The organism is Vibrio anguillarum, assembly GCF_003390515.1.
Lineage (GTDB): Bacteria > Pseudomonadota > Gammaproteobacteria > Enterobacterales > Vibrionaceae > Vibrio > Vibrio anguillarum.
This window is the reverse complement of sequence record NZ_CP031478.1, coordinates 201,427-228,056: the sequence shown is the minus strand read 5'-3', so window position 1 is coordinate 228,056 and position 26,630 is coordinate 201,427. Positions and strand designations below refer to the sequence as shown.

20 protein-coding genes and 2 tRNA genes are annotated in these 26,630 nt (G+C 45.6%); 10 read left to right on the top strand and 12 right to left on the bottom strand.

Annotation, left to right across the window (positions count from 1 at the left end):
- Positions 1-211: 211 nt before the first annotated feature.
- On the top strand, positions 212-835 hold the full coding sequence (locus tag DD616_RS00930; protein ID WP_170900289.1) for a DNA-J related domain-containing protein: 624 nt from the start codon (positions 212-214) through the stop codon (positions 833-835).
- A gap of 166 nt (positions 836-1,001) precedes the next feature.
- On the opposite strand, the gene DD616_RS00925 is transcribed toward DD616_RS00930, so the two are convergent.
- The 4 genes from DD616_RS00925 to tesA all read right to left on the bottom strand — a co-directional run bounded on the left by DD616_RS00925 (position 1,002) and on the right by tesA (position 6,739).
- The gene (locus tag DD616_RS00925; RefSeq protein WP_096037237.1) at positions 1,002-2,657 is read right to left on the bottom strand and encodes an ABC-ATPase domain-containing protein; all 1,656 of its coding nucleotides are present in this window, start codon (positions 2,655-2,657) and stop codon (positions 1,002-1,004) included.
- 87 nt (positions 2,658-2,744) lie between these two features.
- Positions 2,745-4,655: a bifunctional diguanylate cyclase/phosphodiesterase gene (locus DD616_RS00920; protein WP_208871563.1), complete on the bottom strand. Its 1,911-nt coding sequence runs from the start codon at positions 4,653-4,655 to the stop codon at positions 2,745-2,747.
- A gap of 200 nt (positions 4,656-4,855) precedes the next feature.
- The gene (fabV, locus tag DD616_RS00915; RefSeq protein WP_017043170.1) at positions 4,856-6,055 is read right to left on the bottom strand and encodes an enoyl-ACP reductase FabV; all 1,200 of its coding nucleotides are present in this window, start codon (positions 6,053-6,055) and stop codon (positions 4,856-4,858) included.
- 81 nt (positions 6,056-6,136) lie between these two features.
- Complete coding sequence (tesA, locus tag DD616_RS00910; RefSeq protein WP_208871562.1) at positions 6,137-6,739, bottom strand: multifunctional acyl-CoA thioesterase I/protease I/lysophospholipase L1; 603 nt, start codon at positions 6,737-6,739, stop codon at positions 6,137-6,139.
- On the opposite strand from tesA, the gene DD616_RS00905 reads away from it, so the two are divergent.
- From DD616_RS00905 to DD616_RS00895, 3 genes are all read left to right on the top strand, one after another.
- Positions 6,738-7,412, top strand: coding sequence for an ABC transporter ATP-binding protein (locus DD616_RS00905; protein WP_019283206.1), 675 nt, complete (start codon positions 6,738-6,740; stop codon positions 7,410-7,412). The genes tesA and DD616_RS00905 overlap by 2 nt on opposite strands.
- Positions 7,412-9,853: an ABC transporter permease gene (locus DD616_RS00900; protein WP_208871561.1), complete on the top strand. Its 2,442-nt coding sequence runs from the start codon at positions 7,412-7,414 to the stop codon at positions 9,851-9,853. Before DD616_RS00905 ends, DD616_RS00900 begins: the two co-directional genes overlap by 1 nt.
- 275 nt (positions 9,854-10,128) lie before the next feature.
- Positions 10,129-11,610, top strand: coding sequence for an FAD-dependent oxidoreductase (locus DD616_RS00895; protein ID WP_017046088.1), 1,482 nt, complete (start codon positions 10,129-10,131; stop codon positions 11,608-11,610).
- Positions 11,611-11,654: 44 nt separating this feature from the next.
- Here the strand turns inward: DD616_RS00895 and DD616_RS00890 are convergent, their stop codons facing one another.
- Genes DD616_RS00890 through DD616_RS00880 form a run of 3 tightly spaced genes read right to left on the bottom strand, consistent with a single transcriptional unit; the run spans position 11,655 to position 14,097 of the window.
- On the bottom strand, positions 11,655-12,599 hold the full coding sequence (locus DD616_RS00890; protein WP_013867949.1) for a 5-oxoprolinase subunit C family protein: 945 nt from the start codon (positions 12,597-12,599) through the stop codon (positions 11,655-11,657).
- Entirely contained in the window at positions 12,581-13,300 is a 720-nt protein-coding gene (locus tag DD616_RS00885) for a 5-oxoprolinase subunit B family protein (RefSeq protein WP_208871560.1), read from the bottom strand. Before DD616_RS00885 ends, DD616_RS00890 begins: the two co-directional genes overlap by 19 nt.
- Before the next feature lie 53 nt (positions 13,301-13,353).
- Positions 13,354-14,097, bottom strand: coding sequence for a 5-oxoprolinase subunit PxpA (locus tag DD616_RS00880; RefSeq protein ID WP_026028339.1), 744 nt, complete (start codon positions 14,095-14,097; stop codon positions 13,354-13,356).
- Between the two features lie 208 nt (positions 14,098-14,305).
- Between DD616_RS00880 and galE the strand changes: the two genes are divergently transcribed.
- Complete coding sequence (gene galE, locus DD616_RS00875) at positions 14,306-15,322, top strand: UDP-glucose 4-epimerase GalE (protein ID WP_208871559.1); 1,017 nt, start codon at positions 14,306-14,308, stop codon at positions 15,320-15,322.
- A 95-nt stretch (positions 15,323-15,417) separates the two neighbouring features.
- On the opposite strand, the gene DD616_RS00870 is transcribed toward galE, so the two are convergent.
- Both DD616_RS00870 and DD616_RS00865 read right to left on the bottom strand, forming a co-directional pair.
- Positions 15,418-16,845 carry a methyl-accepting chemotaxis protein gene (locus tag DD616_RS00870; RefSeq protein WP_208871558.1) on the bottom strand — a complete coding sequence of 476 codons (1,428 nt, stop codon included), beginning with the start codon at positions 16,843-16,845 and terminating at the stop codon, positions 15,418-15,420.
- A 187-nt stretch (positions 16,846-17,032) separates the two neighbouring features.
- The gene (locus tag DD616_RS00865; RefSeq protein ID WP_017047351.1) at positions 17,033-18,250 is read right to left on the bottom strand and encodes an aromatic amino acid transport family protein; all 1,218 of its coding nucleotides are present in this window, start codon (positions 18,248-18,250) and stop codon (positions 17,033-17,035) included.
- A 616-nt stretch (positions 18,251-18,866) separates the two neighbouring features.
- Here DD616_RS00865 and DD616_RS00860 point away from each other — a divergent pair.
- Entirely contained in the window at positions 18,867-20,132 is a 1,266-nt protein-coding gene (locus DD616_RS00860; RefSeq protein WP_081245245.1) for a DEAD/DEAH box helicase, read from the top strand.
- Between the two features lie 10 nt (positions 20,133-20,142).
- Here DD616_RS00860 and DD616_RS00855 read toward each other — a convergent pair whose 3' ends face one another.
- The 3 genes from DD616_RS00855 to DD616_RS00845 all read right to left on the bottom strand — a co-directional run bounded on the left by DD616_RS00855 (position 20,143) and on the right by DD616_RS00845 (position 22,606).
- The gene (locus DD616_RS00855; protein WP_013867941.1) at positions 20,143-20,853 is read right to left on the bottom strand and encodes a TetR/AcrR family transcriptional regulator; all 711 of its coding nucleotides are present in this window, start codon (positions 20,851-20,853) and stop codon (positions 20,143-20,145) included.
- A 114-nt stretch (positions 20,854-20,967) separates the two neighbouring features.
- Positions 20,968-21,981: a low-specificity L-threonine aldolase gene (ltaE, locus tag DD616_RS00850; RefSeq protein ID WP_094125724.1), complete on the bottom strand. Its 1,014-nt coding sequence runs from the start codon at positions 21,979-21,981 to the stop codon at positions 20,968-20,970.
- Between the two features lie 109 nt (positions 21,982-22,090).
- Positions 22,091-22,606, bottom strand: a complete 516-nt coding sequence (locus DD616_RS00845; protein WP_017048791.1) for an NUDIX hydrolase — start codon at positions 22,604-22,606, stop codon at positions 22,091-22,093.
- A 269-nt stretch (positions 22,607-22,875) separates the two neighbouring features.
- On the opposite strand from DD616_RS00845, the gene DD616_RS00840 reads away from it, so the two are divergent.
- The 4 genes from DD616_RS00840 to DD616_RS00825 all read left to right on the top strand — a co-directional run bounded on the left by DD616_RS00840 (position 22,876) and on the right by DD616_RS00825 (position 26,516).
- Positions 22,876-24,534, top strand: coding sequence for an ATPase RavA domain-containing protein (locus tag DD616_RS00840; protein ID WP_013867938.1), 1,659 nt, complete (start codon positions 22,876-22,878; stop codon positions 24,532-24,534).
- Between the two features lie 9 nt (positions 24,535-24,543).
- Positions 24,544-25,989, top strand: a complete 1,446-nt coding sequence (gene viaA, locus DD616_RS00835; RefSeq protein WP_170907518.1) for an ATPase RavA stimulator ViaA — start codon at positions 24,544-24,546, stop codon at positions 25,987-25,989.
- Between the two features lie 329 nt (positions 25,990-26,318).
- A tRNA-Leu gene (locus tag DD616_RS00830) sits at positions 26,319-26,405 on the top strand.
- Positions 26,406-26,442: 37 nt separating this feature from the next.
- A tRNA-Cys gene (locus DD616_RS00825) sits at positions 26,443-26,516 on the top strand.
- Positions 26,517-26,630: the final 114 nt, after the last annotated feature.

The window sequence follows — 26,630 nt, the reverse complement described above, 5'->3', positions numbered from 1 at the left end:
AAAGAGATCTGCAAGGTGGAGAAGATCATGCAACAACTCGATCTTTCTCTTTTTATGTATTGATAGATAGTGCGTGTGATAAACGGACTCTAGTTCAAAAAGCCAAGATAATATGCGGTAAGAAACTCGACAAAAAAGCGATATTGGATTTGAATGAAGAGAGAACCTTAATGTGAACGTCGAGACTATGTCCCAAAGTAGGCCCGAAAGTATGTCTGAAAGCTTAGAACTTACCGCTCAGTTTCAATCTTACATGGAAAATCCGCTGCTTTGGCCAATGTTGGAGGTGTTGCGTAAACAGCCTTCCGGTTGGAAAGTCCATACGTTAGCGGCACATTTAAGTGAACAGGGATTCATGCCTGTACTTGATAGCGCACCTGAAAAAGACCTCTTTAAGCGTAATTTTTTGATCATGAACGCGCTCTATCAGCTTCAAGAGACGCTTTACCCTGAAAAGTGGTTACAAGTATCAGCAATGGACATTGTACTAATGCCTGCGCATCGTGCCGTTAGTTGCGAAATCGACCCAGATGATCCATTGCGTGATTATTACACTCAGTGGAAAAATTATGAGGCTGATGAAGGAGAAGTGCGCCGCTTGTTGAACGAATTTTGGACTCGTTACCGTAAAGCAATGGGTGGAACGAGTAACCTTAATATGAATCGTCTTCAAGCATTGAGGCTGTTTAAATTACCAGTGGAAGCGACGCAAATTGAAATCCGGAAAACATGGCGCAAGTTGGCACTAAAGTGGCATCCAGATAGAGACAATGGCAATGCTGAAACGTTTCGAGTGTTGTGTGAAGCATGGAATATTTTGCGGCAAAATAGTTAAAGCCCAAACCTTAAACTCTAGACAAGATATTTGTCGAATAAGGTCAACTGGCACTGTAAGGCATACCTAAGCTAACTACCTGTAATGTACTGAAGCAATAAGGTACTGAAGTAAAAAAGAAGCGATCTCTCGCTTCTTTTGGCTTTTGTTGTAGGGGAGTTAATCTTTACTGGTGGTTTTTAAATTGCGACTTGCGCATACGGTTCAACGCCGCCATCACATCGATGACACGTGGTTTCGCCAAGTCACCGTGGTTTGGCATATTTTGGTGCCATGTTCCTGCTAATAAAGCCATCATCTCTTTGCTTGGTTGCGCTGACCACCCCGGAGTCTGCGCAAACTGGAACCAAGTCCAGCCAATCGCATTGACTTCAGAAGGTGACTCCAATTGTTCTAACGCATTTAAATCCGTAAATTCTTTGCCAAAGCGAAGCGAATCAACGCCTTTGGCAGAGACTCGGAATTTACCATCAACCAGTAATTTTTGCAGCGCAGTGCGATTCACAGCGCGTTCTGGGAAAATAGCCAGTGGCGTTTCACATTCGTTGTGACGAGCAGTTGGGTGCTGTTTGATGACTTCTTTAGCTTTGTTAGTCACATCAACGGCGTGGTAGTCATGCATCTGGATGACAGTATCGGCGACATCTAAGTAATCACCGGATCCCCCCATGACGATCAGTGTTGAGATATCCAAATCATCGCGAAGTTGCCCGATACGATCAACCAATGGTGTAATGGGCTCATCACCTTTACTAACCAGCGCTTGCATACGCTCATCACGGATCATGAAGTTGGTGGCGGAAGTATCTTCATCAATTAGTAATGTACTAGCGCCAGATTCAATGGATTCTTGTAACCACGCTGCTTGCGATGTTGAACCGGACGCATCTTGAGTGCTGAAATCGGAGGTTTCTTTACCCATAGGTAGGTGATTGATGTAGTTGGACAAATTTAAATTATGTACGCAACGGCCATCTTCAGCGCGAATTTTCATGGCTTGATGATCCGTAACAATTCGCTCACGGCCATCGCCGGGAATATGGTTGTAAATTGAACGCTCAATCGCCGTTAACAAAGTCGATTTACCGTGAAAACCACCGCCGACGATAAGGGTTATACCTTTGGGGATACCGAGTCCTTTAATTTTGCCTTGGTTTGGTGTCTCAAGCTCGACTTCTAGCGATGTGGGGGCTTGGAAAGTAACGGCGTCTTTCATCGGCAGATCACAGTTACCTGCCAAGCGAGGTAATACGCTGCCATTAGCCACAAAAGCAACCAGATTGTGCTGTGCCAGTTGTGCACGCATTGCTTCTTGATCTTCGATCACAGCGCAATGCTCAAGTAGGGCATCTTTATCCAGTTCACGTTCAATGGTAGCTCGGCGAATGAATTTTGGTAGGTAGAAGGTGATGATGTTGAGCGCTTTCTTGGCCAGAATGTCACGACCTTCAGCGGGTAAATTGATGCGAAAACGAAGCTCAATACCATGCTCCGTAAAGAGAACAGCGGTACTATCAAGCACCGTTTGGCCCGTCAATGCGATGGAAATATGGTTCTCTTGCTTAGCAAACTCCGCAAAACTACGAGCGATAAAATCTCTTGCAGCCATTTGATAAGCAGGTGATTTCTCTTTTAACCATTCCAGACCGGTCAGAGACCATGCTCGAGTAGCGCGAAAGCGAGATGCAGAAGCGTAAGGGTCCGCTTGGATATGATCGATATGCAAGGTGAAATCACCAAATTCGTATTGACCTTTGATCTGCTGATAGGCGCGGTAGTTCTGTTTTTCTAGCTTTTTGAGAATTGATGTTAATAAATCCATCTCGATATCGCTCGTTTGGAAAGGAAAGGCGGCGATTATAGGAACCGCCACACTGAGAGTAAAGACATGATAAGGGATTCCTTTATCCTACAAAACCTTTGTCTCGATAGGGTGTGCATAATTTTGGTTCAGTAGCCCAGCCTCAAACTCGTCACAAGGCATCGGTTTACCATAGAAATAGCCTTGGCCAAACTCACACCCTTCACTGATGATAAAGTCTTCTTGGCTTTGATTTTCAATCCCTTCGAGGATCACTTTCAGCTTTAATTTTTTGGCAACGTGAATGATTGAGCGAACAATTTCTTTATCTTCCTCACTTTGATCCAATTGATGTACAAAGCTTTTATCTATTTTTATGCAATCGAAGGGAAATTTTTTCAAATAGCTGAAAGAGGCGTAGCCCGTGCCGAAATCATCAAGTGACAACGTCACACCTAGTTGGTGTAGAATTCGCAGTGTGTTGCGAGCCACCACTTCATCCGCAATCAAACAGCTTTCTGTTACTTCCAACTCTAAGTACCGAGCTGGAAGTTGGTAGGTGTTCAGTAGCTCACGAACTTGGTCTGCGAATTGGGCATTCTTCAATTGGACGGCTGAAACGTTAATGGCCATTTTGAAATTATCGACCTGTTTTGCCCATTGGCTCGTTTTTTCGATGGCCGATCGCAGGACAAAGTTACCCACTTCAAAAATCAGTCCATTTTGTTCGGCCATGTGAATTAAGGTTTCATTGGATATATCGCCCAATACGGGGTGCCGCCAACGTAGTAGCGCTTCTGCCCCCGTCCAGCGATGAGTGGTTGGAGAGACCTTAGGTTGAAAATAGAGCATGAGCTCATCGTTGCGCACTGCTCGTAATAAGTAGCTTTCTAATTGGTTGATTTGCCGGAGTGAGTCACTGAACACTTGCGAGTGATAGCAAAACTTATGACCGGAATCTTTGCAAGAGACCATGGCAGCAGAAGCTTGTTTGAGCAGTTCTATAGCATTGTCAGTGTCTAAACTCGTTGCAATACCAATATAGGAATGAAGATGAACATTATGGTCATCGAGCTTAAATTCAGAATGACCGATTTCGACCAATTTATGGCACAACTTTTCCAGGTGACGCGCTAATAGTTTTGTTTTGACGATCAAGACTAAATCTGTCGACGTGGGTCGAGCGGTCAATATTTCAATTTTATCGCAGCGGCCTAATCGCTCACGATATCGAGCGATGACTTGATCCCATGCTCGGTAGCCAAAGTGAGATTGAATATGACGAGCATTAGTGAAACCAATATGAATGGCGGCAACTTCGGTGTGCTGTTTTGTTGCTTGTAAAAGGCTATTTTTGAGTTCCAATTCAAGTGCGTTGCGATTTAAAAAACCTGTGCTGACGTCATGCCACTTTTGATATTGAATCTGTTGTTCTGCGGCGCGGCGTTTATCGATCTCTTGCGTGAGCGAGTAGTTGAGATCAGCAAGATCTTGTGTTCGGTTATCGACACGAAGCTGAAGCTCATCATTGAGCTGCTGAAGTCTTACTTGTTGGTATAAGGTGGTGAGATGGGATTCAATGGTATCGCGAAAACTCTCCAGTAACTGCCGATAGGTGGGGCCAAAATGGTTCTCCTTGTTATCGAGTACGCAAATGGTGCCAAACATATCACCATTCGGCCACTTTAATGGGATGCCACAATAGGCAATCATGCCCAGTGGTACATCTGGATTATGCATCCATTTTTTATCGGCTAAAGCATTCGGGACCAATAGTTCCTGCTGTGTTTGCATCACAGTTTCACAGTACAGACCTTGTCCTAAGGGTTCTTTATGTCCGGTTTGATAGGGGTTGTCGACGTTGGTATTTTTACAGAATATTTCGAGTTTTTGCTGGCTAGCACGCATGATCAATGCGCTCGGGACGTTTAAAATTTCAGCGAGTAAATTCACAATGCGCTGCCATCCATCCATCATTGAAGAGGGGATGAGCATCTCATGTGTCTTTATTTTCGACATATTATCAAATTCCTTTGGACGACAAAGCTTAAAAAAGCCGAGCATTCATTGCTCTAGACTGACGATGACAAGATCCGCTCCTATGACCATAGTATGGTATTAAGAATAAGAACGCGCCGCCAATGTAACAAAAAAAAGCCCCAATAAAATATTGGGGCATTGAGATAGTTAGCTGTGTCTCGTAAATGATACGGAAGGAGTTAATCGGCTTGCTTGATATAATGGTCGATATTAATTTCTTGAGCATAATCAACACAATCAAAGTCGAAGCCATTGAGCTGCATGAATTCTCGCTTAAAGCCCTTATAGTCACCTAGTTGCTTAAAGTTGTACTGATCCATTTTCTCCAGTAAATCGGCCACTTTTTGCTGAGTATCTGGGTTGAGCTCCCAATCATCCATACGGATCAGTCGTTCGCCATCAACGGGTACTTTGCCTTTGCTAGAGAGTTTTTCGCTAAACAGACGCTGCATCTGCTCGATACATCCTTCGTGCGTCTCTTTTTCTTTCATCACCTTATACAATGCGACAATGTAAGGGCTTAAATTGGGAATGAACACGCTCGCCTTCGTGACTAAAGCTTTACAAACAGTCGCATAAGCCCCGCCGCCATAGTTAGACAATTTTAGGTTGAGAGAGTGGCTGGTTTGGTGCAAATCAATTTTGGCGCGTCCCAGTGTACCGTCAAGATAAATGGGGTGAGTAATCTGAGGGCCGATGTATGAAAAAGCAATGGTTTTACACCCTTGTGCAATCGATTCAGTGTTGATCAGCGTATCTATCCAGTTTTCCCAATCCTCGCCACCCATCACTTTCAGTGTACTTTCGATCTCTTCGTCATTTGCAGGGGCAATGGTGGTTTCTACCCACGTATCGTTTTCTAGTAATATCGTCGCACCAGAAACGGCCTCACCAATCGGTTTGATGGCGGAGCGCCAATACTGATCTGAATTGGGTTTTGGTCTCATGCCGCTGGCGATACTGTAAATGACTAAATCGACTTCCCCTTCAAAATAGGTCTCTATCGCTTCAATCACTTGCTCGCGTACTGATGGTGAAAAAACATCCCCATCGATATTGACGGCGACTCGACCCGCTTGCTCGGCCTGTTGTTTAAAAAAGAGATTGTTGTACCAACCAGCACTACCAACCCCTTTTTCTGATGGCGTTTTTTCAAAGGAAACGCCAATCGTATCGGCTTCTGAACCACCAAAGGTTAGGGCAATGCGGGCGGCGAGCCCAAAGCCTGAAGATGCGCCTAAAATGAGAACTCGTTTTGGCCCGTGAGTGATCGGTCTGCAAGATTTTACGTAATTAATCTGTTGTAACACAGCTTGTTCGCATCCGAGTGGATGAGCAGAGCGAGCGACCACACCTTTGATCACAGGTTCAATGTGCATAGTTTGTACCTTTGCGGTTAGGGGAATGGTCTAAAAAATATCGTAAAACTAGGTAAAGTTCATTGAGCTGAGGCATTAAAATCAGAGATGCTCTGCTAAATGTTGCGCAACAAAATTGGCGATCCACGGCTGAGCGTCGACCGTCGGATGTAAGCCATCGGCCATCATCCACTCGGGTTTAATGATCACTTGCTCTAAGAAAAAAGGCAGCAACGGCACAGTGTGTTGGAGGCTAAGCTCAGAATAGAGGCTATAAAAGGCATCGCTGTAGCGTTTGCCATAGTTTGGTGGAATGCGGATCTGCATCAAAAGAGGGGTTGAGCCTGCTTTTTTTATTTGGCCAATGATGGCGGTTAAATTGCTGCTGATCAATTGAGATGGAAAGCCACGCAATCCGTCGTTCGCACCAAGCTCAATAAGCACCGCATCAGGGGTATGTAGGGTGAGTAGTGACGGTAAGCGGGCTAGGCCATTGCCCGTTGTATCGCCAGAAATACTGGCATTAATGACATCAATGTCTGATTTACCTTCAGCTTGTAACGCATTAGGTAGCAAGCTAGGCCAAGCTTTTTCAATCGGCATTTGGTAACCGGCGCTTAAACTATCACCCAATATCAAGAGTGTGGTACTACTAGCGCTAGCCGAGAATAATAAAATACAAATCAAGGAAAGAAGTCGAGTCATGCAAACATCCGTTATTAGGGCACATTCATTATCTAAAACAGTCTCTACCAATCAAGAGCATTTAACAATCCTAAAAGAGGTAAACCTAGAGATCAAAAGTGGTGAAAGCGTGGCGATAGTCGGAACGTCTGGTGCGGGGAAATCAACCCTGATGACGCTGTTGGCTGGGCTTGATACGCCGACACGCGGAGAGGTAGAGCTATTGGGTCAGCCATTGTCTCAACTGGACGATGAAGGACGTGCGGCGATCCGCAGTCAATCGGTTGGCTTTGTGTTTCAAAGCTTTTTGCTGATCCCAAGTTTGTCTGCGTTAGAGAACGTGACGCTACCTTGTTTGTTAAAAGGCGAAAAAGAGGATGTGGATCGTGCTAAATCCTTGTTGACGGCCGTTGGTTTATCGCATCGAATGCATCACTCTCCTGCACAACTTTCAGGGGGCGAGCAGCAACGAGTCGCGCTAGCAAGAGCTTTTATGATCAATCCGAAAGTGCTGTTTGCCGATGAGCCTACTGGCAACCTTGATCAAGAAACCGCGGCAAAAGTGGTTTCATTATTGTTTGAATTAAATAAGCAGCACGGAACGACCTTAGTGCTGGTTACTCATGATCCCGCTCTTGCGGATCAATGTGATCGTATTTTCCACATGCAAGCCGGTATGTTGGAGGAGCGGTAATGAGCGAGATGTCGAGCCGTTCACTCAATAAACGATTAATTCGCTGGAGCTTAGGTGAAATCCGCCACGGACAGCTGTGGCCTATTTCAGTGGCGTTAACCTTGATCATTGCTTGTATTTTTGCGCTGACTGCCTTAGCTGAGCGTATGGAGCAAGTGATTGTTAAACAAGGTAAAGACGCACTCACTGCCGATAGTGTGTTTGTTTCCGCAAACCCACCCCCAGCGTCATTGCTCGATCAGATCGAGCGCTTGCAATTGCCGTCTTCACTACTTACACGTTACGCGACAATGGCATTCAGTGAGCGCGGTATGCAGTTAGTCACTGTCAAAGCAGTGGATAGTGCTTATCCGCTACGCGGTGAAATGCGTCTTTCTGATGATGTGACGACATTTCAGCACCTTGCGCCGAATCAACTGTGGTTAGATGAACGAGTATTTGCGCAATTAGACGTTCAAATTGGTGATCAGGTCACGCTGGGCGATGCCGACTTTACGGTCTCGGGACGCATCCTTGAGGAGCCGGGACTCAGCTTTAATCCATTTCAACAGATGCCCGCGGTGTTGATCCACCAAGACGATGTGGCTCGTACTGGTGCACTTCAATTGGGGAGCCGAGTGCAATTTAGCGTGTTCATTAATGGTGATGATGGACAGATTGAAGCAGTAAAACAGCCCGTTACTTTAACGCCTAGCGATCGTTGGCGCGACCGAAATAGCGCCAGCCGAACGAATGAGGTTTTTGAACGCACAGAGCAATATTTGTCGTTAACCGTAGCGATTGTGATCATCATGGCGGCAACCACATTAGTCCTGACTTGTCAGCACTATGTTTCTACGCGGCAAAAAACCATCGCCATGTTAAAAAGCCTTGGAGCGAGCAAACGTTGGATCCGCCAATGGTTGATCGTACAAGTGGTGATTTTGTTTGTTTCTGCTGCGGTGCTTGGGGTATTGATCGGCATTGGCCTAGAGTCTTTATTACGCGTGCCGCTGGTGGATTTATTGCCTACGCCTTTACCGAGTTATGGCGCTAAACCCGCTTTTATTGCGCTGATGGCGAGTGTATTGATCGCTTTTCCTGCACTCGGCATTCCTTTACTGCATTTGCTAGATACCAGTGCGCTCAATGTCATGCAAACAGAGCGAGCGAAACCGAATCATCGCCGTAATGGGTTGCTCATCTTGATTCCGTTAGTGCCGATGCTGTGGGCTTATTGGAATAATCTCTTAGTGTGGATTGTGTTGGCTGGGATCGTGACGCTTTTTGCAGTGCTTGCTGTGGTCAGTGTTTTGGTGGCTCGTAGTTTAGGACGTCTTCCGCTCTCTACCGCGCTTAAATTAGCGCTCAGCCGAATCAATCGTTCGGCAATCACGACCGGAGTCCAGTTCGGCGCGTTAGGACTATCGTTAATGTTATTGGCGATCATCTGGTTAGTGCGTACCGATTTACTCTCTGATTGGCAGCGAACCTTACCCAGCGATGCTCATAACGCATTTGCACTCAACATTTCACCAAATGAAGTTAACGATTACCTTAACACGTTAGACAGCGCCAACATTGTGCGTTCGCAAGCCTATCCGATCATCCGAGGGCGTTTATCGACTATTAATGGCATAGAGGCCAAGCAACAAGCTCAAGGTGAAGAGGGGAGTGATGCGTTGAGGCGAGAGCTCAATTTCACTTGGGGAGAATCGCTACCCAGCAACAACCAACTGACGGCAGGAGCGTGGACAGAGCAAGGTGGCGTTTCGGTTGAATCCGACGTTGCTCGTGATTTGGGGCTGAAACTGGGTGATAGTTTGGGGTTTGTGATCAATAGCCAAACCGTGGAAGCGAAAGTAAATTCCATTCGCCAAGTCGAGTGGCGAGAAATGAAGCCTAACTTCTATTTCATTTTTACCCCAGACCTATTGCAGGAGATCCCTGCCACGTGGCTGGTGAGTTTCAGAGCGCAAGATCAAGATAACGCCTTGCTTGCCACCCTTGCTCGCACTTACCCTACGGTCAGTTTGATGGATATCCGGGCAATGGGCGATAAGATTCAAACTTTGCTGACGCAAATTATCTGGTCAGTGACAGTGCTGGCCGCAATGGGCGTTATTGCTGGTATTTTGCTGATTTTTACTCTGTTGCGTTTAAGTTTAAGCCAGAGGCAACAAGAAATTCGCTTATACCGCACTTTAGGGGCCAGCAAGCGCCGCGTCGAGCAAACTATTTGGGCTGAATACGGTTTGATGGCGCTCATTGCCGGAGTCGTCGCAAGCCTTGGCTCTGACGCGGTGGTGGCCAGCGTCATGAAGTTCGGTTTTGAACTAGAACCTATGGCGCATTACAGCATGTGGTTGGTGCTACCCTTGGCGACGTTTTGCACATTATCGCTGGTCGTGAGTAGTTTAATTAAGCGGCTGTTAACCCCTATAAATAAAGACTTTAACTAGCGGTATCCATAATCCCAGACGGAGTTATCCACAAAAACAGTGGATAAAGTTTGGGATAACTCGACGGCTTGATAACGGCCTATTTGCGCTTAGCCCCGTAGTTACCTTGGGTTGCGCAGTTTTGTTATTCACAAGGTTGAAAAAACGTCGTTTTGGCTTTATTGAGTCAAGCAATTTTTTAAGTTATTTGTCGATTATGCGTATTGCTTGTTAGTCGTAAAACAGATAAGACCACGTGAAAAATGTGATTTTAATAACGCTTTACAAGCTTTAGAATGCATCCGGGTTTTCCAGAGTACTCGTATCTTATGTCATATAAAAAGTTCAATACAGATTCTCCATGTGTCGCAATTATTGGTGGGGGTGTGGCTGGTGCCACTGCCGCCGTTCATATGGGAGAACTGGGGCTCAATGTGCTGCTTTTGGAAAAAAGCGCTGGTCTCGTTAATGGGCCGCCGATTTGCCATCTGCACGCGGGCGGTAACCTCTATCGCGAAATTTCGCAGCAGCAGTGTCTTGAGTTACTTAAGCAGTCGATTGAAACCGTCAGGCTCTACCCACACACGCTGAATAAGCGACCGACTGTGATCGCTGTTCCGCATAGTGATGGCGGTGAGCCGCAAGCCTTATTACCAAGGCTAGAGCTTATTCAGCGCAGCTATCAACAATTGGTTGATGAAGACCCACGTAATCAGCAGCTTGGTCAACCCCAAGAGTATTTCAAACTCTACAGCCGTGAAGCACTGCAGGTATTAGCAACTCAGCAACAGAGTGATCAACCGACATCATTCGATGATTGGGTGATCCCTTTTGCTCAACATGCAGATTTAAATCAGTTGAAGTACCCAGTCATTGCGGTGCAAGAATACGGTTGGAGTGTTTTTCGGCTGGCGGCCAGTGCTGAGCTTGCGTTAGCGGCGATGCCTCATTGCCAAGTTTTAACGCACGCTAAATTAATCAAATCTGATTTTATTGATGAGCAATGGCAGCTCGTTTATTTGGATGATCAAGAGCATGAACACGTTATCCATGCCGATTATTTAGTCAATGCATGTGGTTATGAAACGGGAATAGTCGATGATTTGGCTAAGGCTCCGCGTCAACGCTTGGTGGAATTTAAAGCGGCCTACGTTACCCGTTGGGCAGAATGCGACCAGCAATGGCCAGAAGTGATTTTTCACGGGCCAAGAGGCACCCCACAAGGAATGGCTCAGCTAACACCGTATGCTGATGGTCTATTTCAGTTGCATGGTATGACCGAGGGAATCACGTTATTTAAAGATGGGTTAGTGGCCTCGCAAGCTGGATCATCACAGCCCGTATTGCCTGATTATCTCGAACGCAAAATTAAGAACGGTTGGCAACAGGACGCACTGCAAGAGCGCAGTGAACGAGCCATACACCACATGAGTCAGTTCATCCCACAGTATATTCAAGCACAAGTAGCTGGTAAGCCACTGTTTGGTGCGCAGCAAATTCCCGGCCAAGATGCCACATTACGAGCCGCTGATGTTACGTTTGAAGCTCATAATTATGCACGAATCGAAGTGGTCAAAGGTTCATCCGCGTTGGAAGCGGCAACTAAAATTGTTCAGCATTGGCAGTTAGTGAACGATGAAGACTTGCTACAATCGATAGAAGCTCGTCACCCAATCAGCATGAGTTTGGCTCTTGAACAGGTGGAAGAGAAAGCCATCGCGTTAGCTAAGGCACGCGCTTATCCTGAAGCATTGGCAAAAATTGTCGGTATGGTTTGATTGGTGACACCTTGCGGTTTTCTAAAGGAGCAAGGTGATAGTTGTTAGTAGCCGAAATAACGCGCCCATTGGCACCAAACCTCTTGCAGGCCTTGTATATCACCTTTGACAAAACGTATTTTCTGCCCTGGTTTTGCTTGTGCCAAACGGGGCAGATCAATGCGAGCCACACACCCTAATTTAGGGTAACCGCCGATGGTTTGGCGATCGTTGAGTAAAATGATCGGTTGGCCATCTGGCGGGATTTGAATCGCCCCCAAAGCAATTCCTTCCGATAAAATAGGTGTCGCGGGTGGGGTAACCGTATCGCCATTAAGACGATAGCCCATGCGATCGGCATGCTGACTGACGGTGAAGCTGGTTTGATAAAAGCGATCGAGTTGCTGCGATGAAAATTGCAGGGCTTGGTAGCCTTCAATGACGCGTAATTTAAGTGGCAGATTATAATCAGGCTTATAACGAAAAGTAATGTGTACGGGTTTGTTATCGATAGCGTGGGGATTAAAGTGCAGTGAATCGCCCGCTTGCAGTGGTACACCGTTTTGCGTTAACCCACCAAGCTGTTCTTTGGGTACGGTGGCAACACTACCTAAATGGTGAGGCACAATGAACCCTCCGCGCACGGCCAAGTAAGCTCTTAAGCCATTTTTGGCTAGGCCAAATTTCAGTGTTTGCCCGGCTTGCGCGCTAAAGCTTTGCCAATTACCAATCAGTTTTCCATCTAACGTGGCCGATAAATCACCACCTGCAATTGCCAGCATACATGGGTGTTCAACATGAAATTCCGCCTGACCAAGCGTGATTTCAAGCGTTGCTAAATTGACTCGGTTACCCAGTAAATGGTTGGCCCAACTGTAGGCGTAATCATCGACTGGTCCTGATTGAGTAACACCGATATGACTGAGACCAAAGCGTCCAAAATCTTGAATTAAGCTCAGTTGACCGGGTTTTATCACCTGTAGTAGGGGGCTCATGAATGGTGCTCCCACTGCGCGGCTAATTGAGGTATTTCACCTCCTAATGATAAAAATTCCTCGCGAGTCATCGCTGTAAACTTCACTTTAGCTCCAATCGAAAAAGGCGTCATTGGTGTTTGATGAGGAGAAAAGAGCGCATGGGGGCAATTGGCGATGATATTCCATCCTCCGGGAGAGTTGTTCGGATAGACGGCCGTTTGCTGTTCTGCAATCGCGACGCTGCCTTTGGCCACACTAAGGCGTGGGGTGGCATGGCGCGGTAAGCGTAATTGTTCATCTACTTCAGCCATAAAGGCAAAGCCTGGTGCAAAACCGACGGCACAAACGGTGTAGACCGTTTGAGTGTGCAGCGCGATAACTTGTTGCGTGGATAAACCAAGCGCATGGTAGCGCTTCAAATCTGGGCCGACACTTTCATCGTAGTAAGCGCTAAGCTCAACCAAATTGTGGGTGGCTTCCACAGCTAAAGATAAGGCCGCGATCGCTGTGATCAATTGCTGCTCTAGCTCCCTTTGACTTATACGATAAGGAAGGTAATCGATCAAAATGGTAGTGTAAGAAGGGGTGACATTCATCAGGTAAGCAGAAAACTGCACCATGATCTGTTGCGCAATTTGTCCGATATCGAGTGAGAGATCGGCCGATGGCGGGTGAGCAAAACGCAATAAGAGGCTGCATTCCGCAACGGGCTCAATGCTGTAGTTCAATGTCACTTAACACTCCTTGTGATGACGTTGTGGCTGCTAGGAGATATACGAGTAATGGTTCAACGCTCTCGTAGACAAATTCGGATTTTCTCTATCAGTTCAATCGCTGCCGGATTATCGCCATGCACGCAAATTGTATCGGCTTCGATAGGGATCACAAAGCCATCCGAACTGGTCACTTTTCCGTAATCAACCAGTTGTTTAATTTGATTGATGATCGCCTCTTCATTAGTCAGCACTGCATTGGCTTGGCCTCTTGGAGTGAGCATACCATTAGCGAGATAAGTCCGGTCGGCAAAGGCTTCAAACAGCAATGGCACGTCATAAATATCGGCGATATCAAGGTAATCTTGGTTATTGCCTGAAGCTAAGATCATCAAGGGCACATTGAAGCAAGAAACTGCATCGACCACTGCGCGAAAGACAGATTTGTCACGCATCATATCGTTATATAAAGCCCCATGAGGTTTGACGTAGCTTATCTCGGCATTTTTGCTCTCACATAATGCCTTGAGTGCGCCAATCTGGTAAATCAGTAACTCGCATATCTCTTCTTCGCTAAAACTCATTGAACGGCGACCAAAACCTTGCAAATCGGGGTAACCCGGGTGAGCGCCAATCATTACATCAAATTGAATCGCCAGCTCAATCGTTCGGCTCATCACGTGTGGGTCAGAGGCATGAAAGCCACACGCAATATTGGCCATGTCAATCCAAGGCATCACCAACTCATCAGCGCCCATTTGCCATGCACCGAAGCTCTCGCCCATGTCACAATTGAGAGTGATTGTTCTTCTTGTCACGGGTTGCATCATCCTTGAGTATCCATGTTGAGTAACTTGCCGTAATCAAAGGCAATATACAGTGATCTGATTCATTGTTTGGCGATAAGTATGGGCCGAAAGAGAGCGAATTGGCCTGATAGACAAACATTAAAGCAGATTGATTTATAAGTGAAGTTTAGGTTGAAAGTCGTTAAACTTGCACAACCAATGTCAGAAGGTAAAAACAATGAACGTATTAGTGACAGGCGGGATGGGGTATATCGGCAGCCATACCTGCATTCAAATGATCCACGCCGGTATGACACCCGTAATTTTTGACAACTTATACAATAGTAAAGCATCGGTTTTAGAGCGCATCGAAAAAGTGTCCGGTGTGAAGCCGCTGTTCGTCCATGGTGATGTACGCAACCAAGCACAACTGGTTGAAGTGATGAAAGCGCAAAATATTCAAGCGGTGATCCATTTCGCAGGCTTAAAAGCAGTCGGTGAGTCAGTAGAAAAACCATTGGAATATTACGATAACAATGTGAATGGCACATTGGTACTGGTGGCGGCCATGCGTGAAGCTGGCGTGAAGGCACTTGTTTTTAGTTCATCTGCAACCGTATACGGTGACCCAGCCTCAGTGCCTATTACCGAAGATTTCCCAACCAGTGCGACCAACCCTTATGGCCGTAGTAAGTTAATGGTTGAAGAGTGCTTGGCCGATTTCCATAAAGCCAACCCAGATTGGAGCATTACACTGCTGCGCTATTTTAACCCTGTAGGTTCACATCCATCAGGCGAGTTAGGTGAAGATCCACAAGGTATTCCGAACAACCTAATGCCTTTTGTCTCGCAAGTGGCCGTGGGTCGAAGAGCATTTCTCTCTGTTTTTGGCAGTGATTACCCAACTAAAGACGGCACAGGGGTTCGCGATTATATTCACGTAATGGACCTAGCCGATGGTCATATTGCTGCGCTGGAAAAAGTAGGCCAACAAGCAGGCTTGCACATTTATAACCTAGGCACAGGAAATGGCTACAGTGTACTAGAGATGGTGAAAGCGTTTGAACAAGTGTCAGGTAAAAGCGTGCCGTACCAATTGGTCGAACGCCGCGCTGGTGATATTGCGGAGTGTTGGGCAGATCCAAGCAAAGCGATGGCGGATCTAGGTTGGAAAGCGACTCGCAGCCTAGAAGCGATGACACAAGATACGTGGCGTTGGCAGTCAAATAATCCACAAGGTTATCCTGAGTCTTAAGCTCTTGCTTCAACTTCTCTGCGATGAATGAAATAAATAGCCAGTCAAATGACTGGCTATTTTGATCTGACTTGATTACTCAAGCAATCCAATGATCAGTTAGTCCGATAACGGCTTAAAATTTCACCAAGGTTGCGCGAAGCGTTTGCAAGGCTAGCGACACCTTGCGATGAGGTTTGCGCAACACTGCGAATCGCATTGGATTGTGTACGAATATCGCTCAGCTCAGCAGCAATATCATTAGCAACGGCGCTTTGTTCTTCGGCTGAAGTTGAAATTTGAATACTCATGTCATTGATCATTTTTGCTGATTCAGCAATTTGATTGACGTTATTGCCGATGTTAGCGACTAAATTACTACTGGTTTGAGCTTGACTAACCGTTTGCTCAGTAATGCGTGCGATATCTTGACTTTCGGTTTGCAGCTTCTCAATCATGGATTGAATTTCAACAGTAGCCGCTTGCGTGCGGCTAGCTAAGGTGCGAACTTCATCGGCTACCACGGCAAAACCGCGTCCTTGTTCACCAGCACGTGCCGCTTCTATTGCAGCGTTCAGTGCCAATAAGTTCGTCTGTTGCGAAATGGCATTGATGGTGGTGATCACATCGTTAATCTGCGCCGTATTTTCATTCAATGTAGACACCGAATGAGAGGCTTGTTCAATGAACTTTGACAACTGGGAAATTTCATTAATCGCTTGCTGAACTAGCTGTGAGCTCTCTTCCGCTTGTTTTGAATCTTGCTCGGCTTGCTGATTGGCTTGTTGGGAAATGGTCGACACTTCTTGCGCCGAGGCCGTCATCTCTTCCATGGCCGTGGCGACGGAATCCAAGGAAGCGTATTGGCTACTGATTTGTTGCTCGCTCTCTTTCATCTCATGGGCAAAAGAGCTGGATGTTTCACCGAGAGTGGTGGCGTTTTGTTTTACTGAAACTACCAGTTCGGTCAAGGTGTCCATGGCGTTATCGAGCGCGCAGCCAATGGTGCCAAACTCATCGCGACCGGGATGAAAACCTAATCGTGAAGTTAAATCACCTTTTGAAATTTTCAAGGTTGTTGTGTACAGCACCCACAATGCACCGCCAATAAAAGTAGCGACCCAATAGAGGAAAATCGCAAAAGGGATTGCCCACAAGTAGCTCAACAGAAAAGTCGAGAGTGCCGATCGCTGAGCGTCTTTTTCAAGATAAGAGAGATTCTCTGTTAGCGCGTAAACTTTGCCATCGCTGTGTTTTACTGTGGCGGTAATCACCCCTTTTTGATAACTAGTTGCGGCTAAAGAATGGCGAGTTTCAACCGCTGAAAGGGTTTGTGGATCTGCGCCGCTGGCAAGCAGACCTTGCAGTTTGTACTCAACGGCCAACTTCGATTGCGCTTCTATCTGGGCCAGTGAATCAACATAGCGATTTCCTGCGACAAAGCTTAAAGCGGTGAGGAATAAAGCGAAGATCACCCACATCTTGTCATTAATTGACATTTTAATGAACACGCGGTCAATCGTCCTGAACTGAACTTCTTTCATTGCTGCTCCGATATGCAAAAAAGTAATAGTAAATTTTATAAATATACTAAGGCTAAATGTGTGTGTTCGTGCAGAATTTTATGAAATGAATGTTGACTTAAATATCAAGATTGAGACTTTGATCTTATTTTAGGTTAAAAAAAGTGGGGAGAGTAATATTACTCTCCCCACTTTTAACTTTAATTGATTAACCCAGAGCGGGTAGTACACCAAGGCTAATAAAGATTTGCGAAGTGACGATCATCAAACCAATGGTTGCTGTCATGGTCAGAGCCAGTTTACCGCCTCTGACTTGATATTGTGTTCCACCCTGCGGTTGGAATACTTGGTTTGAACGCACTTTAATCACCATCACAATCGGTAAGAATATGGCCAAAATAGTCAATGCAATAGCCGCGTAACCGAGCGCCATAATAAAGCCTTGAGGGTAAAATAGCGCAAAGACTAACGGTGGCAGATAGGTGATGACGGAGGCAGCCATACGGTGCAATGGAATGTTCTTTTTCTTAATCGTATCGCCCATGAATTCAAACAAGCCCAAGCTTACGCCTAAGAATGACGTCAAAAGTGCAAGGTCGGCAAACACGCCAATAATGCTGCTTAAATTGGATTGATGAACGGTTTGTCCTAATGTCACAATTAGCGCACTCAGGCCGGAATTCTCAACCAGCTGAGGTTGGCTAACGACACCTAACGTGACGATCTGCCAAAAAATGTAAATAATCAACGGGATAGCAGAACCAATTAAGATGGCTTTGCGCAGCGAAGGGGTGTCGCCATCTAAGTAATTCACAATCGCCGGAATACTGCCATGGAAACCGAATGAGGTGAAAATGACGGGAATTGCAGCAACGATTAAGCCTTGCTCAAGTGGCATACTAAGCAAGTATGACTGAGAAACATTAGGTGCAAGAAATGAGAGCACTATAATCATCGCGACCATTTTACCGGCAAACAGCAGGCGGTTCACTTTATCAACCGTGCTGGTGCCGATCGTCACCACAAGTGCAACCAGTAAAGTAAAAAGCAAGGTGCCCAACGGATTGCTGATCTCAATGCCAGCAAACTCTGTCAGGCGATGAGTGAATTGTGCGCCGCCACCAGCAATGTAAGCTGCACAAAGCGAATAGAACAAAAATAGCATAGCAAAGCTCGCTACCCATTTTCCTTTTTGCCCTAAGATCTGTTTAGCCAATGTATGTAAGGTGGCGTCTTTGTCTGCATATTGATGGATTTCAACCATTAACAATGCAGTGAAAGCCATTAATGCCCAGAGGGCGATCATAATCAGTAATGATGTGCCAAAGCCGATACCTGCAGAAGCGAGCGGTAGAGCTAGCATGCCTGCACCGATAGTGGTCCCTGCGATGATCAAAGTACTGCCGAAAATCTTTGATTGAGTCATGGTGTAAAGTTCTTTATACGTTATGTTGTGTTTCAGGGAGTGATATATATGAATACAACGGGGTGTTGACCATTAATCCACTCATTTTGGGCTATATTGTAGAACTTCGGATTCATTTTCAACAGCTTTGTAAAAATAAAAATCCATGAGTGTATTTTTTTGTTTACATGGCAAGGTGGCGGCTAAATAAGAGTGGTCGAAATCGTTTCGCTGTGATAGATATTGTGGTGATGATTAATTTGACCATTCGCTTTCAAAAAACTGTCATATAAATCATTTAAAAAGGATCTTGCGACGTGATAATCCCGTCTCAGTAAATATCAAAGGAGGTCGATTAATGAGTGACCAATATAAAAACGATGAGTGCTTAGAGTGGCTCGACGCCATGGAGATCGGATTTGATTTATCCGATTATGACTCTGTATCTCATGAATGCTCTGAACAGAGCGCAGAATAGTACCAGCCAGCAGCCTATGCTGGCTATGCTGGCTATGCTCCTTACATTCCCCCCTCATGTATCAATTCCCTAACACTGTTGATTTCCGCTGATTTTGAATAGGCGATTACCTTGCGCTTTGTTACAATCCGCGCCCTGATTTCCAATAGGTAAGCTGCAATGTCTGATACTGTGCACCCATTCCAACGTTTAGGACTTTCAACCACATTAGTTAGCGCTCTGCAATCTTTAGGTTTTGAACAACCGACGGATGTTCAATCTCAAGCTATCCCGCATGTTTTGGCTGGTAAAGATGTCATGGCTGGGGCGCAAACGGGTACCGGCAAAACGGCAGCTTTCGGTTTACCTATTTTGCAACGTTTTCTTGATAACCAAGCCGAGCGAGAAACCAATAGTAAAGTTGTGCGCGCGCTTGTTTTGGTTCCGACTCGTGAGCTGGCTCAACAAGTTTTTGATAGCTTAAGTGCTTATGCACAAAGCACTACATTGAAGATCGTCACCGCGTACGGTGGAACCAGCATGCAAGTGCAAACACGTAATTTACGTGGCGGTGCGGATATTTTAATTGCGACGCCTGGGCGGTTAATTGACCATCTGTTTGTGCGCAACATTATCCTGACGCAAACCGAAGTGTTGGTGCTGGATGAAGCCGATCGCATGCTCGATATGGGTTTTTTGCCTGATATCCAACGTATTTTGAAACGCATGAATGATGAACGCCAAACGCTGTTTTTCTCGGCCACCTTTGATGACAAAATCAAAGCATTAGCACACAAAATGATGCGCGACCCTGTCGGCGTGCAAATTTCACCAGCCAATGCGACCGCTGATACTGTAAAACAGATCGTTTATCCAGTGGATAAAAAACGTAAAAGTGAGTTATTAGCTTATCTAATTGGTTCACGTAATTGGCAGCAAGTCTTGGTATTTACCAGAACCAAACAAGGCAGCGATGAGCTAGCCAAAGAACTGAAATTGGACGGCATCAAAGCGGCCTCGATCAATGGCGATAAAAGCCAAGGGGCGCGCCAAAAAGCATTGGATGATTTTAAATCAGGTAAAGTTAGAGCGTTGATCGCTACCGATGTTGCGGCTCGTGGAATTGACATTCAGCAACTTGAGCAAGTGGTTAACTACGACATGCCCTATAAAGCGGAAGATTACGTGCACCGGATTGGTCGCACAGGCCGGGCCGGGCTAACGGGCTTCGCGGTCTCTTTGATGAGCCGAGATGAAGAGTATCTACTTGAAGCGATAGAGGCCTTACTCAATCAACGCCTGCCACAAGAGTGGTTAAAAGGGTTTGAGCCGAGTTTGTTGGAAGCCTTACCGACTGAGCGTAGCAGTCGTAAACCTAGCCGTTCAGCGGAAAAAAGAAAGATGAAAGCAAAACTAAACATCCATGCAGGTAGAGGTAAGCGATAAAGCGCCCGCTTTATCTGGCCCAGTCACATTCAATATCATACAGCAACTCATTGATGGAGTTCGGACAGAGCGTCTGAGCTTCGTCGATATGGAACTTGGCGATCATCAAGTCATTAAAGAGTTGCCAATGTTTTAGTAAGCATTGGTTCACATCTTGAGTTTCATCTGACCATGTTTCTTTTAAAAATGGCGTGAGGCTCGCCGCGCCGTGCGCGTACATGATCATCTGCCATTTTATCTCCCACACCTTTATTGGTGTGGCTGAAAATTCACGGTTGTATTGCTCGGCAAGTTGTTCGACGAGCTGCTCAATTTCACCTGCACTGTCGATAAAATAATCAAAAAGAGCATCTTCTTGCCTTACCGCATCGGCGATCAGTTGAATCGGCTGTTTGACGGTCAGCATATGCGCGAGCAGCCGTACAATGAACAAATACAACTGCACGTTGGCGGGGGTGTTGGCTGGGATCTCTTTCAATATATGACGTAAATAATTCTCCATATAAAGATGGAGACCATCGCTGATACTGCGCCATATTTGCTCTTTACTACCGAAATGATGACGCAGCAAACTGTGCGAAACCCCAGCTTTTTCGCTGATCGTTCGTAATGACACTCGTGCATAACCTAGCTCGCAAAACAGATCCGCAGCGACCACTAGAATGTCTCTTTTGGTTTTTTGGGCATCAGTGGCACTTCGGCGGCCTTGTCTTTTGGTCATTTTTTAACTCGTCTCATTTTTTAACGAGCGCAGTTGTACCAGATTTGAGAGGTAGTTTCACGGAAAAAACGCTTTGGCAGTCATAGCCGATGATAAGGTTATGACTGCACAATGTTAATTGGATCGGAGATAAAGGGAGAGTTTGCTGATTAGAAAATCAATATCATCGCGTGAGACGTCTTTATGGGTCACAAAACGTACCGGATTACCTGGCGAAACTTTTATTCCATCTTGCGCCAACTGATTGGTAATTGTATGGATATCGATAGAATCAGCTAATTTGGCAAATACGATGTTAGTTTGCACTAAATCTGGATTGACGGAAAACCCGTTTAAGTCCGCTAATTTGCGCGCTAAATATTGGGCATTGTCGTGATCAGTCTTCAGCTGAGTGACTTGTTCAGTCAATGCAAGATGGCCTGCTGCGGCCAAAATGCCTGCTTGACGCATGCCGCCACCGAGCATTTTTCTTAAACGTCGAGCCTTGGCAATGTAGGTTTTTGAACCTAGTAGTAGCGAGCCGATAGGAGCTGAAAGCCCTTTAGATAAACAGACCGTCATTGAGTCAAAGTATTGCGCAATCTCTTTAACATCCACATCCAGCGCTACAGCGGCGTTGTATACGCGCGCGCCATCTAAATGCAGTGCCAAATGGTGTTGATCAACAAACGTTCGTGCTTGCGCTAAATAGGCGAGTGGTAGAACTTTGCCATTGATGGTGTTTTCAAGGCTAAGTAATCGAGTGCGAGCAAAGTGGGCATCATCAGGTTTAATGGCCGCGCGCAGTTTATCGAAGTCTAACGTGCCATCAGGGTTATTTTCGATTGGCTGCGGCTGAATAGAGCCAAGAACCGCGGCGCCACCCGCTTCATATTTGTAGTTGTGCGCTTGTTGGCCACACAGGTACTCATCGCCACGCTCACAATGTGACATTAAACCCAGCAGGTTGGCTTGTGTGCCTGACGTGGTAAATAGCGCCGCTTCAAAACCGTGTCGCTGCGCGGCCCACTCTTCTAAGGCGTTGACGGTTGGGTCATCGCCATACACATCATCACCCACGTCGGCATTAGCCATTGCTTCACGCATCGCAGCGGTGGGTTTAGTAACGGTATCTGATCGAAAATCCATATAATCTCCTCATGCGTTTTTCTATTTTTGCTAGAAGCATTTTCACTTCAATGTTTATCTGTGCTTGTGCTTTATTGATAACTAAGCACTTTATCGATAGCTAAGTATTTTATAGATAGCCACACAGCTTCGCCTTACTTAGGCAGGCAATGGTTTTTGAATCTGTGATTTGCCCAGTGATGATTTTTTGCTCCAATTCCTGGATCGAAAGCGTCACCACCTCAATGACTTCATCATCGTCGCATGATAATCGTGCAGTTTTGCTCAACTGTTTAGCGACAAACAGGTGCTGTATTTCGTCACAAAATCCAGCTAATGGTGTGACTTGCCCTAAAGTGATCAGCTCACTTGCACTGTACCCTGTCTCTTCTTCAAGCTCACGGTGCGCGCATTCGGCTGGAAGCTCTCCCTTTTCTAAAGTGCCTGCTGGGAGCTCTAACAACCACTTTTTGAGTGAGGGGCGAAACTGATTAATCAGAATAATATCGCCTTGTTCTGTGATCGGCAAAATCACGGCCGCGCCCGGATGGACTATGGTGGTGTGCTCAATGCTTTTGCCCGTAGGAAGGGTGACATCCTCTTGCACTAATGAAATGGTTTTCCATGTATGTATGGTTTTGCTCATGCAAACTCTTCTTTAATTGTGGCTAGCCAATGACTGATAAGGGTTCAACCTTACCGAGAATCTGTGGCTAAGACAAAGTAAAACGATAACCTAAGTATCAATATTGCTTGCACAATCAGTGATGTCAGTCTCATATATGCAAACATTGATTTCGAAGAATTTCACAGAAAAGAGATCTGCTATAAGTGGGCGCTTATACTAAAATCTATTTGTAACAAAACAATAACAGTCGTATAAAGTTATGTATACAAACCACTTGGAGCGCTTAAGTGATCAATTTTACTCCTGCATCTCATGCGCAAAAAGCGCTACTTTCAGAGCGCATAAATAAGCTTGCTAAGGCTTTATCGGATGGTGTTTATGAGCGTGAAGACACCATCAAACTTTGTCTACTGGCTGCTTTAGCGGGGGAAAGTGTTTTCCTACTCGGCCCTCCTGGCATTGCAAAAAGTTTGATTGCGAAACGTCTGATCCAAGCCTTCGATAACAGCAGTTATTTTGAATACCTCATGACGCGTTTCTCAACACCAGAAGAGGTATTTGGTCCATTAAGCATTCAAGAATTAAAAGATAATGGGCGCTATGTTCGCCTAACCAAAGGCTATCTTCCTACCGCACAAGTGGTTTTTCTTGATGAAATTTGGAAAGCAGGCCCCGCCATTTTGAATACCTTATTAACGGTAGTGAATGAAAAGACCTTCAAAAATGGGAGCGATATTGAACGTGTACCAATGCGTCTTCTGGTTTCGGCATCGAACGAATTGCCGGATGAAGAGAGTGGTTTAGACGCCTTGTACGATCGCATGTTAGTGCGTGTGTTTGTCAATCGTATTCAAAATAAGCAGAATTTCAAATCGATGCTAACTGTCGGTACGCCACAAGAAGCGCGCATCCCTGAAGGGCTTGCGATTACCGATGAAGAGTATCACTCATGGCAGCGACAACTTGACGATTTACTGTTGACAGATGACGTGTTTGAAAAGTTATTTGAGCTGAAAAACATGCTAGAGCATGCCGTTGAAAACCAGCCCGCTGCGGCAAGTATTGATATGTACGTTTCAGACCGCCGTTGGAAAAAAGCGGTGAAGCTGCTCAAAGCGAGTGCGTTTTTTAATGGCCGCGACTCAATCAACCCGCTTGATTTACTGCTGCTGCAAGATTGTCTTTGGAATAGCCCCGATTCTCGCGATATTGTGCGCCGCGTTATACGCGACTTTGCGTTGAAACATGCTTTTGACCAACAAGAAGTTGAACATCAAATCGTAGTGTGTCGTGAAGAGCTGGCTGAGATTCAAGAAGAGCTAGAGTCTGAATTTGGCATGTTGCTCTCGCTGGAAACATCATCCGGTTTGATTAAAAAGCAAGTGCATCAGTTTGATACCAAATCAGCAAAAACCTATCAGGTAGGCACCGCTCATGACTTGGTCAAATTGGTATTGCTGCAAAGCAATATGTCCGTCTCTGAGGCCGAAAAAGGCGATAGCCGCTGGGTTTATGTGCCTAAAAGCGAGCTTGAAAGAACGATCAAAGAGGGGCATGGCGATGTGTATGGTTATGTGAATCAAAATACCAATTTGTGCCGTTTAAGGTTTGATTTAGATGCTGGTAATAACCTCGTTCTTAAAGATATTGCTAATCGCTCGGTGTTGGTGAGTTTGGTGACTGAGCAAGGTTTAGACGAAAGTCTTTATCAAGAGTGGCTTACGAAAGCGGATCAAGCCGTTGCACAGTTGCAACATGCCGAACACCATTTGCGTAAAGTACGTTCTAAGTTTCACGGCGCTTTGCCGCATAACTTCATTGATCCGGAGCTGCCCACCGCTATGGAAGCGACGCTGCAGCATCTGCAGCAATTACTTGAATCGACTCATACCGAATGCGAAAAAACGGTGCTTCGTTTTAAAAACCTAAACCAGTTTTTTGCGTAAGGAGAGAAGATGCTTGGTGCCGATGGTTTAAATTTAGCGTTAATGATTGCCGATTCGGGCATCATTGATACGGCAGTGAATGATTTGCTTGCGCGCTCGCAAGTGATGATGATGGCTGAAAACCGCGGCGTGGCGAATTCAGTTAAAAATCACCTAACTAAGTGGCGTGGTAGTGTCAAAAAACGCATTACAAAAGTGTGTGAAACTGAGCGTTTTCAACAAGAGCTGACCTTATACCAAGAAGTAATTCACTGGGATGAAGAGACCTTCTTTACCCGGATTAACGAGATAATCAAACAGTTGGAATGGCACTCAGCATTTTATCTCCAAGCACGTCGTTTAATCGAAAAAAACAAGGGGTTGCATAACCCCATGTTCCCTCATTTCTTTTGTGACCAATGGTATCAAAGCCTTTGCCATGCGATTAAACAAGCGCAAATCAACGAACTTGAAAGTAACAAAGAAAAAGTGTTGGCCGATTTGTACCAGCGTATGGAAACCATGAAAAACATGGATAAAGTCACGGAATCGGGTGATGAAAGCAGCGTCGGTCGCTTGTGGGATATGGCATCGGCGAAGCTCAGTAAAACAGACATTAGTGTCATGAAACGCCATGCGGAATTTTTGAAAAAGAACAAAGGATTGCAAGAGATTGCTGAACAGCTTGGGCGCATGGCTGGCGAAGTAGATGACCCGGATCTCAACCGCACTCCAGCCGAAGCGCTGCAAATGGTGGAGGAGAAATCGGACGAAGCGACGGATGACATCGTCGGCATCCACGAAAGTGATGATCTGAACAAGCTACTGCCCAACGAAACCATGTTTCTTGCCTATCCTGAACTTGAGGTGGTTTTCTACAAGCATTTAGTGGATAAGCGCTTGATGAACTATCGCATGCAAGGCAAGTCTCGCACCTTGCGTAAAGTCAAAGCGTACCAACCAGAACACAAACAGTTTGAGATTGAAAAAGGGCCGTTCATCGTATGTGTGGACGCTTCTGGTTCCATGAGTGGTTTCCCAGAACAGTGTGCAAAAGCGATGGCTTATGCTCTGATGCAGATCGCGCTTGCTGAGAGGCGCGAGTGCTACGTGATGCTGTTTTCTACTCAGCAAATTACCTATGAGCTGACCAAGCAAGATGGCTTGCGTGAAGCGAGTGATTTTTTAAGTTATTCATTTCACGGCGGAACGGATTTAGACCCTGTGCTAGAACAATCGGTTGAACTGATGAACAGTGACAAATACCACAATGCAGATTTGGTCGTATTGTCGGATTTCATCGCACCTAAACCGCCGGAAGTTCTACTAGAAAAAATCGCGACCTTAAAACATCAAAAAAATCGTTTCCATGCGGTGAGTTTGTCTCGCTATGGTAATCCACAGTTGATGGCGATGTTTGATCACTGCTGGGCATACCATCCTAATCTCGTCGGGCGACTGATGAAAAAATGGTAACGATCACTTGATAAAAACTGATGGATTGTTGCTCTAATTGTTCGCCTTCTATCCTTTGCGGGTCGATTCTTAGTCACTTGATTCATAAGTGGAAAATTTATTGTTGACTCATTTTCTTAATCCGTTAAAGTACGCCTCGTTCTCACGGCAAAGCTCGAAAGAACAATGTCAGGAGTTAGTTGCTCAGCAAGATGAGCAAAGTTATTAAAAGCTGCAAAGCAATGTTTAATAACAAATGTTATTAATAATAAAGCTAGCGAATGTACTTCAAAAAATTTTCGATGGTGTGTAACTGATTCAGTTGACGGCATCGCAATCCAGAATTGCGTGCCCTGGTGGTGAAATTGGTAGACACAAGGGATTTAAAATCCCTCGACTTTCGAGTCGTGCCGGTTCAAGTCCGGCCCGGGGCACCATCTATTCTTTGCTCATTAAGAGCAACAAAAAATTAAAGGCGCGATGGCAGACTGGTTATGCAGCGGATTGCAAATCCGTGGACCTCGGTTCGACTCCGGGTCGCGCCTCCAAAAACAAAAAAAGACGCTTTTTAGCGTCTTTTTTTGATCTATGTGATTAAGAATCAACAGCCTGCTTAGAAAATAACGCCATCGGTATGATGGCGTTAACATGACATTGACAGC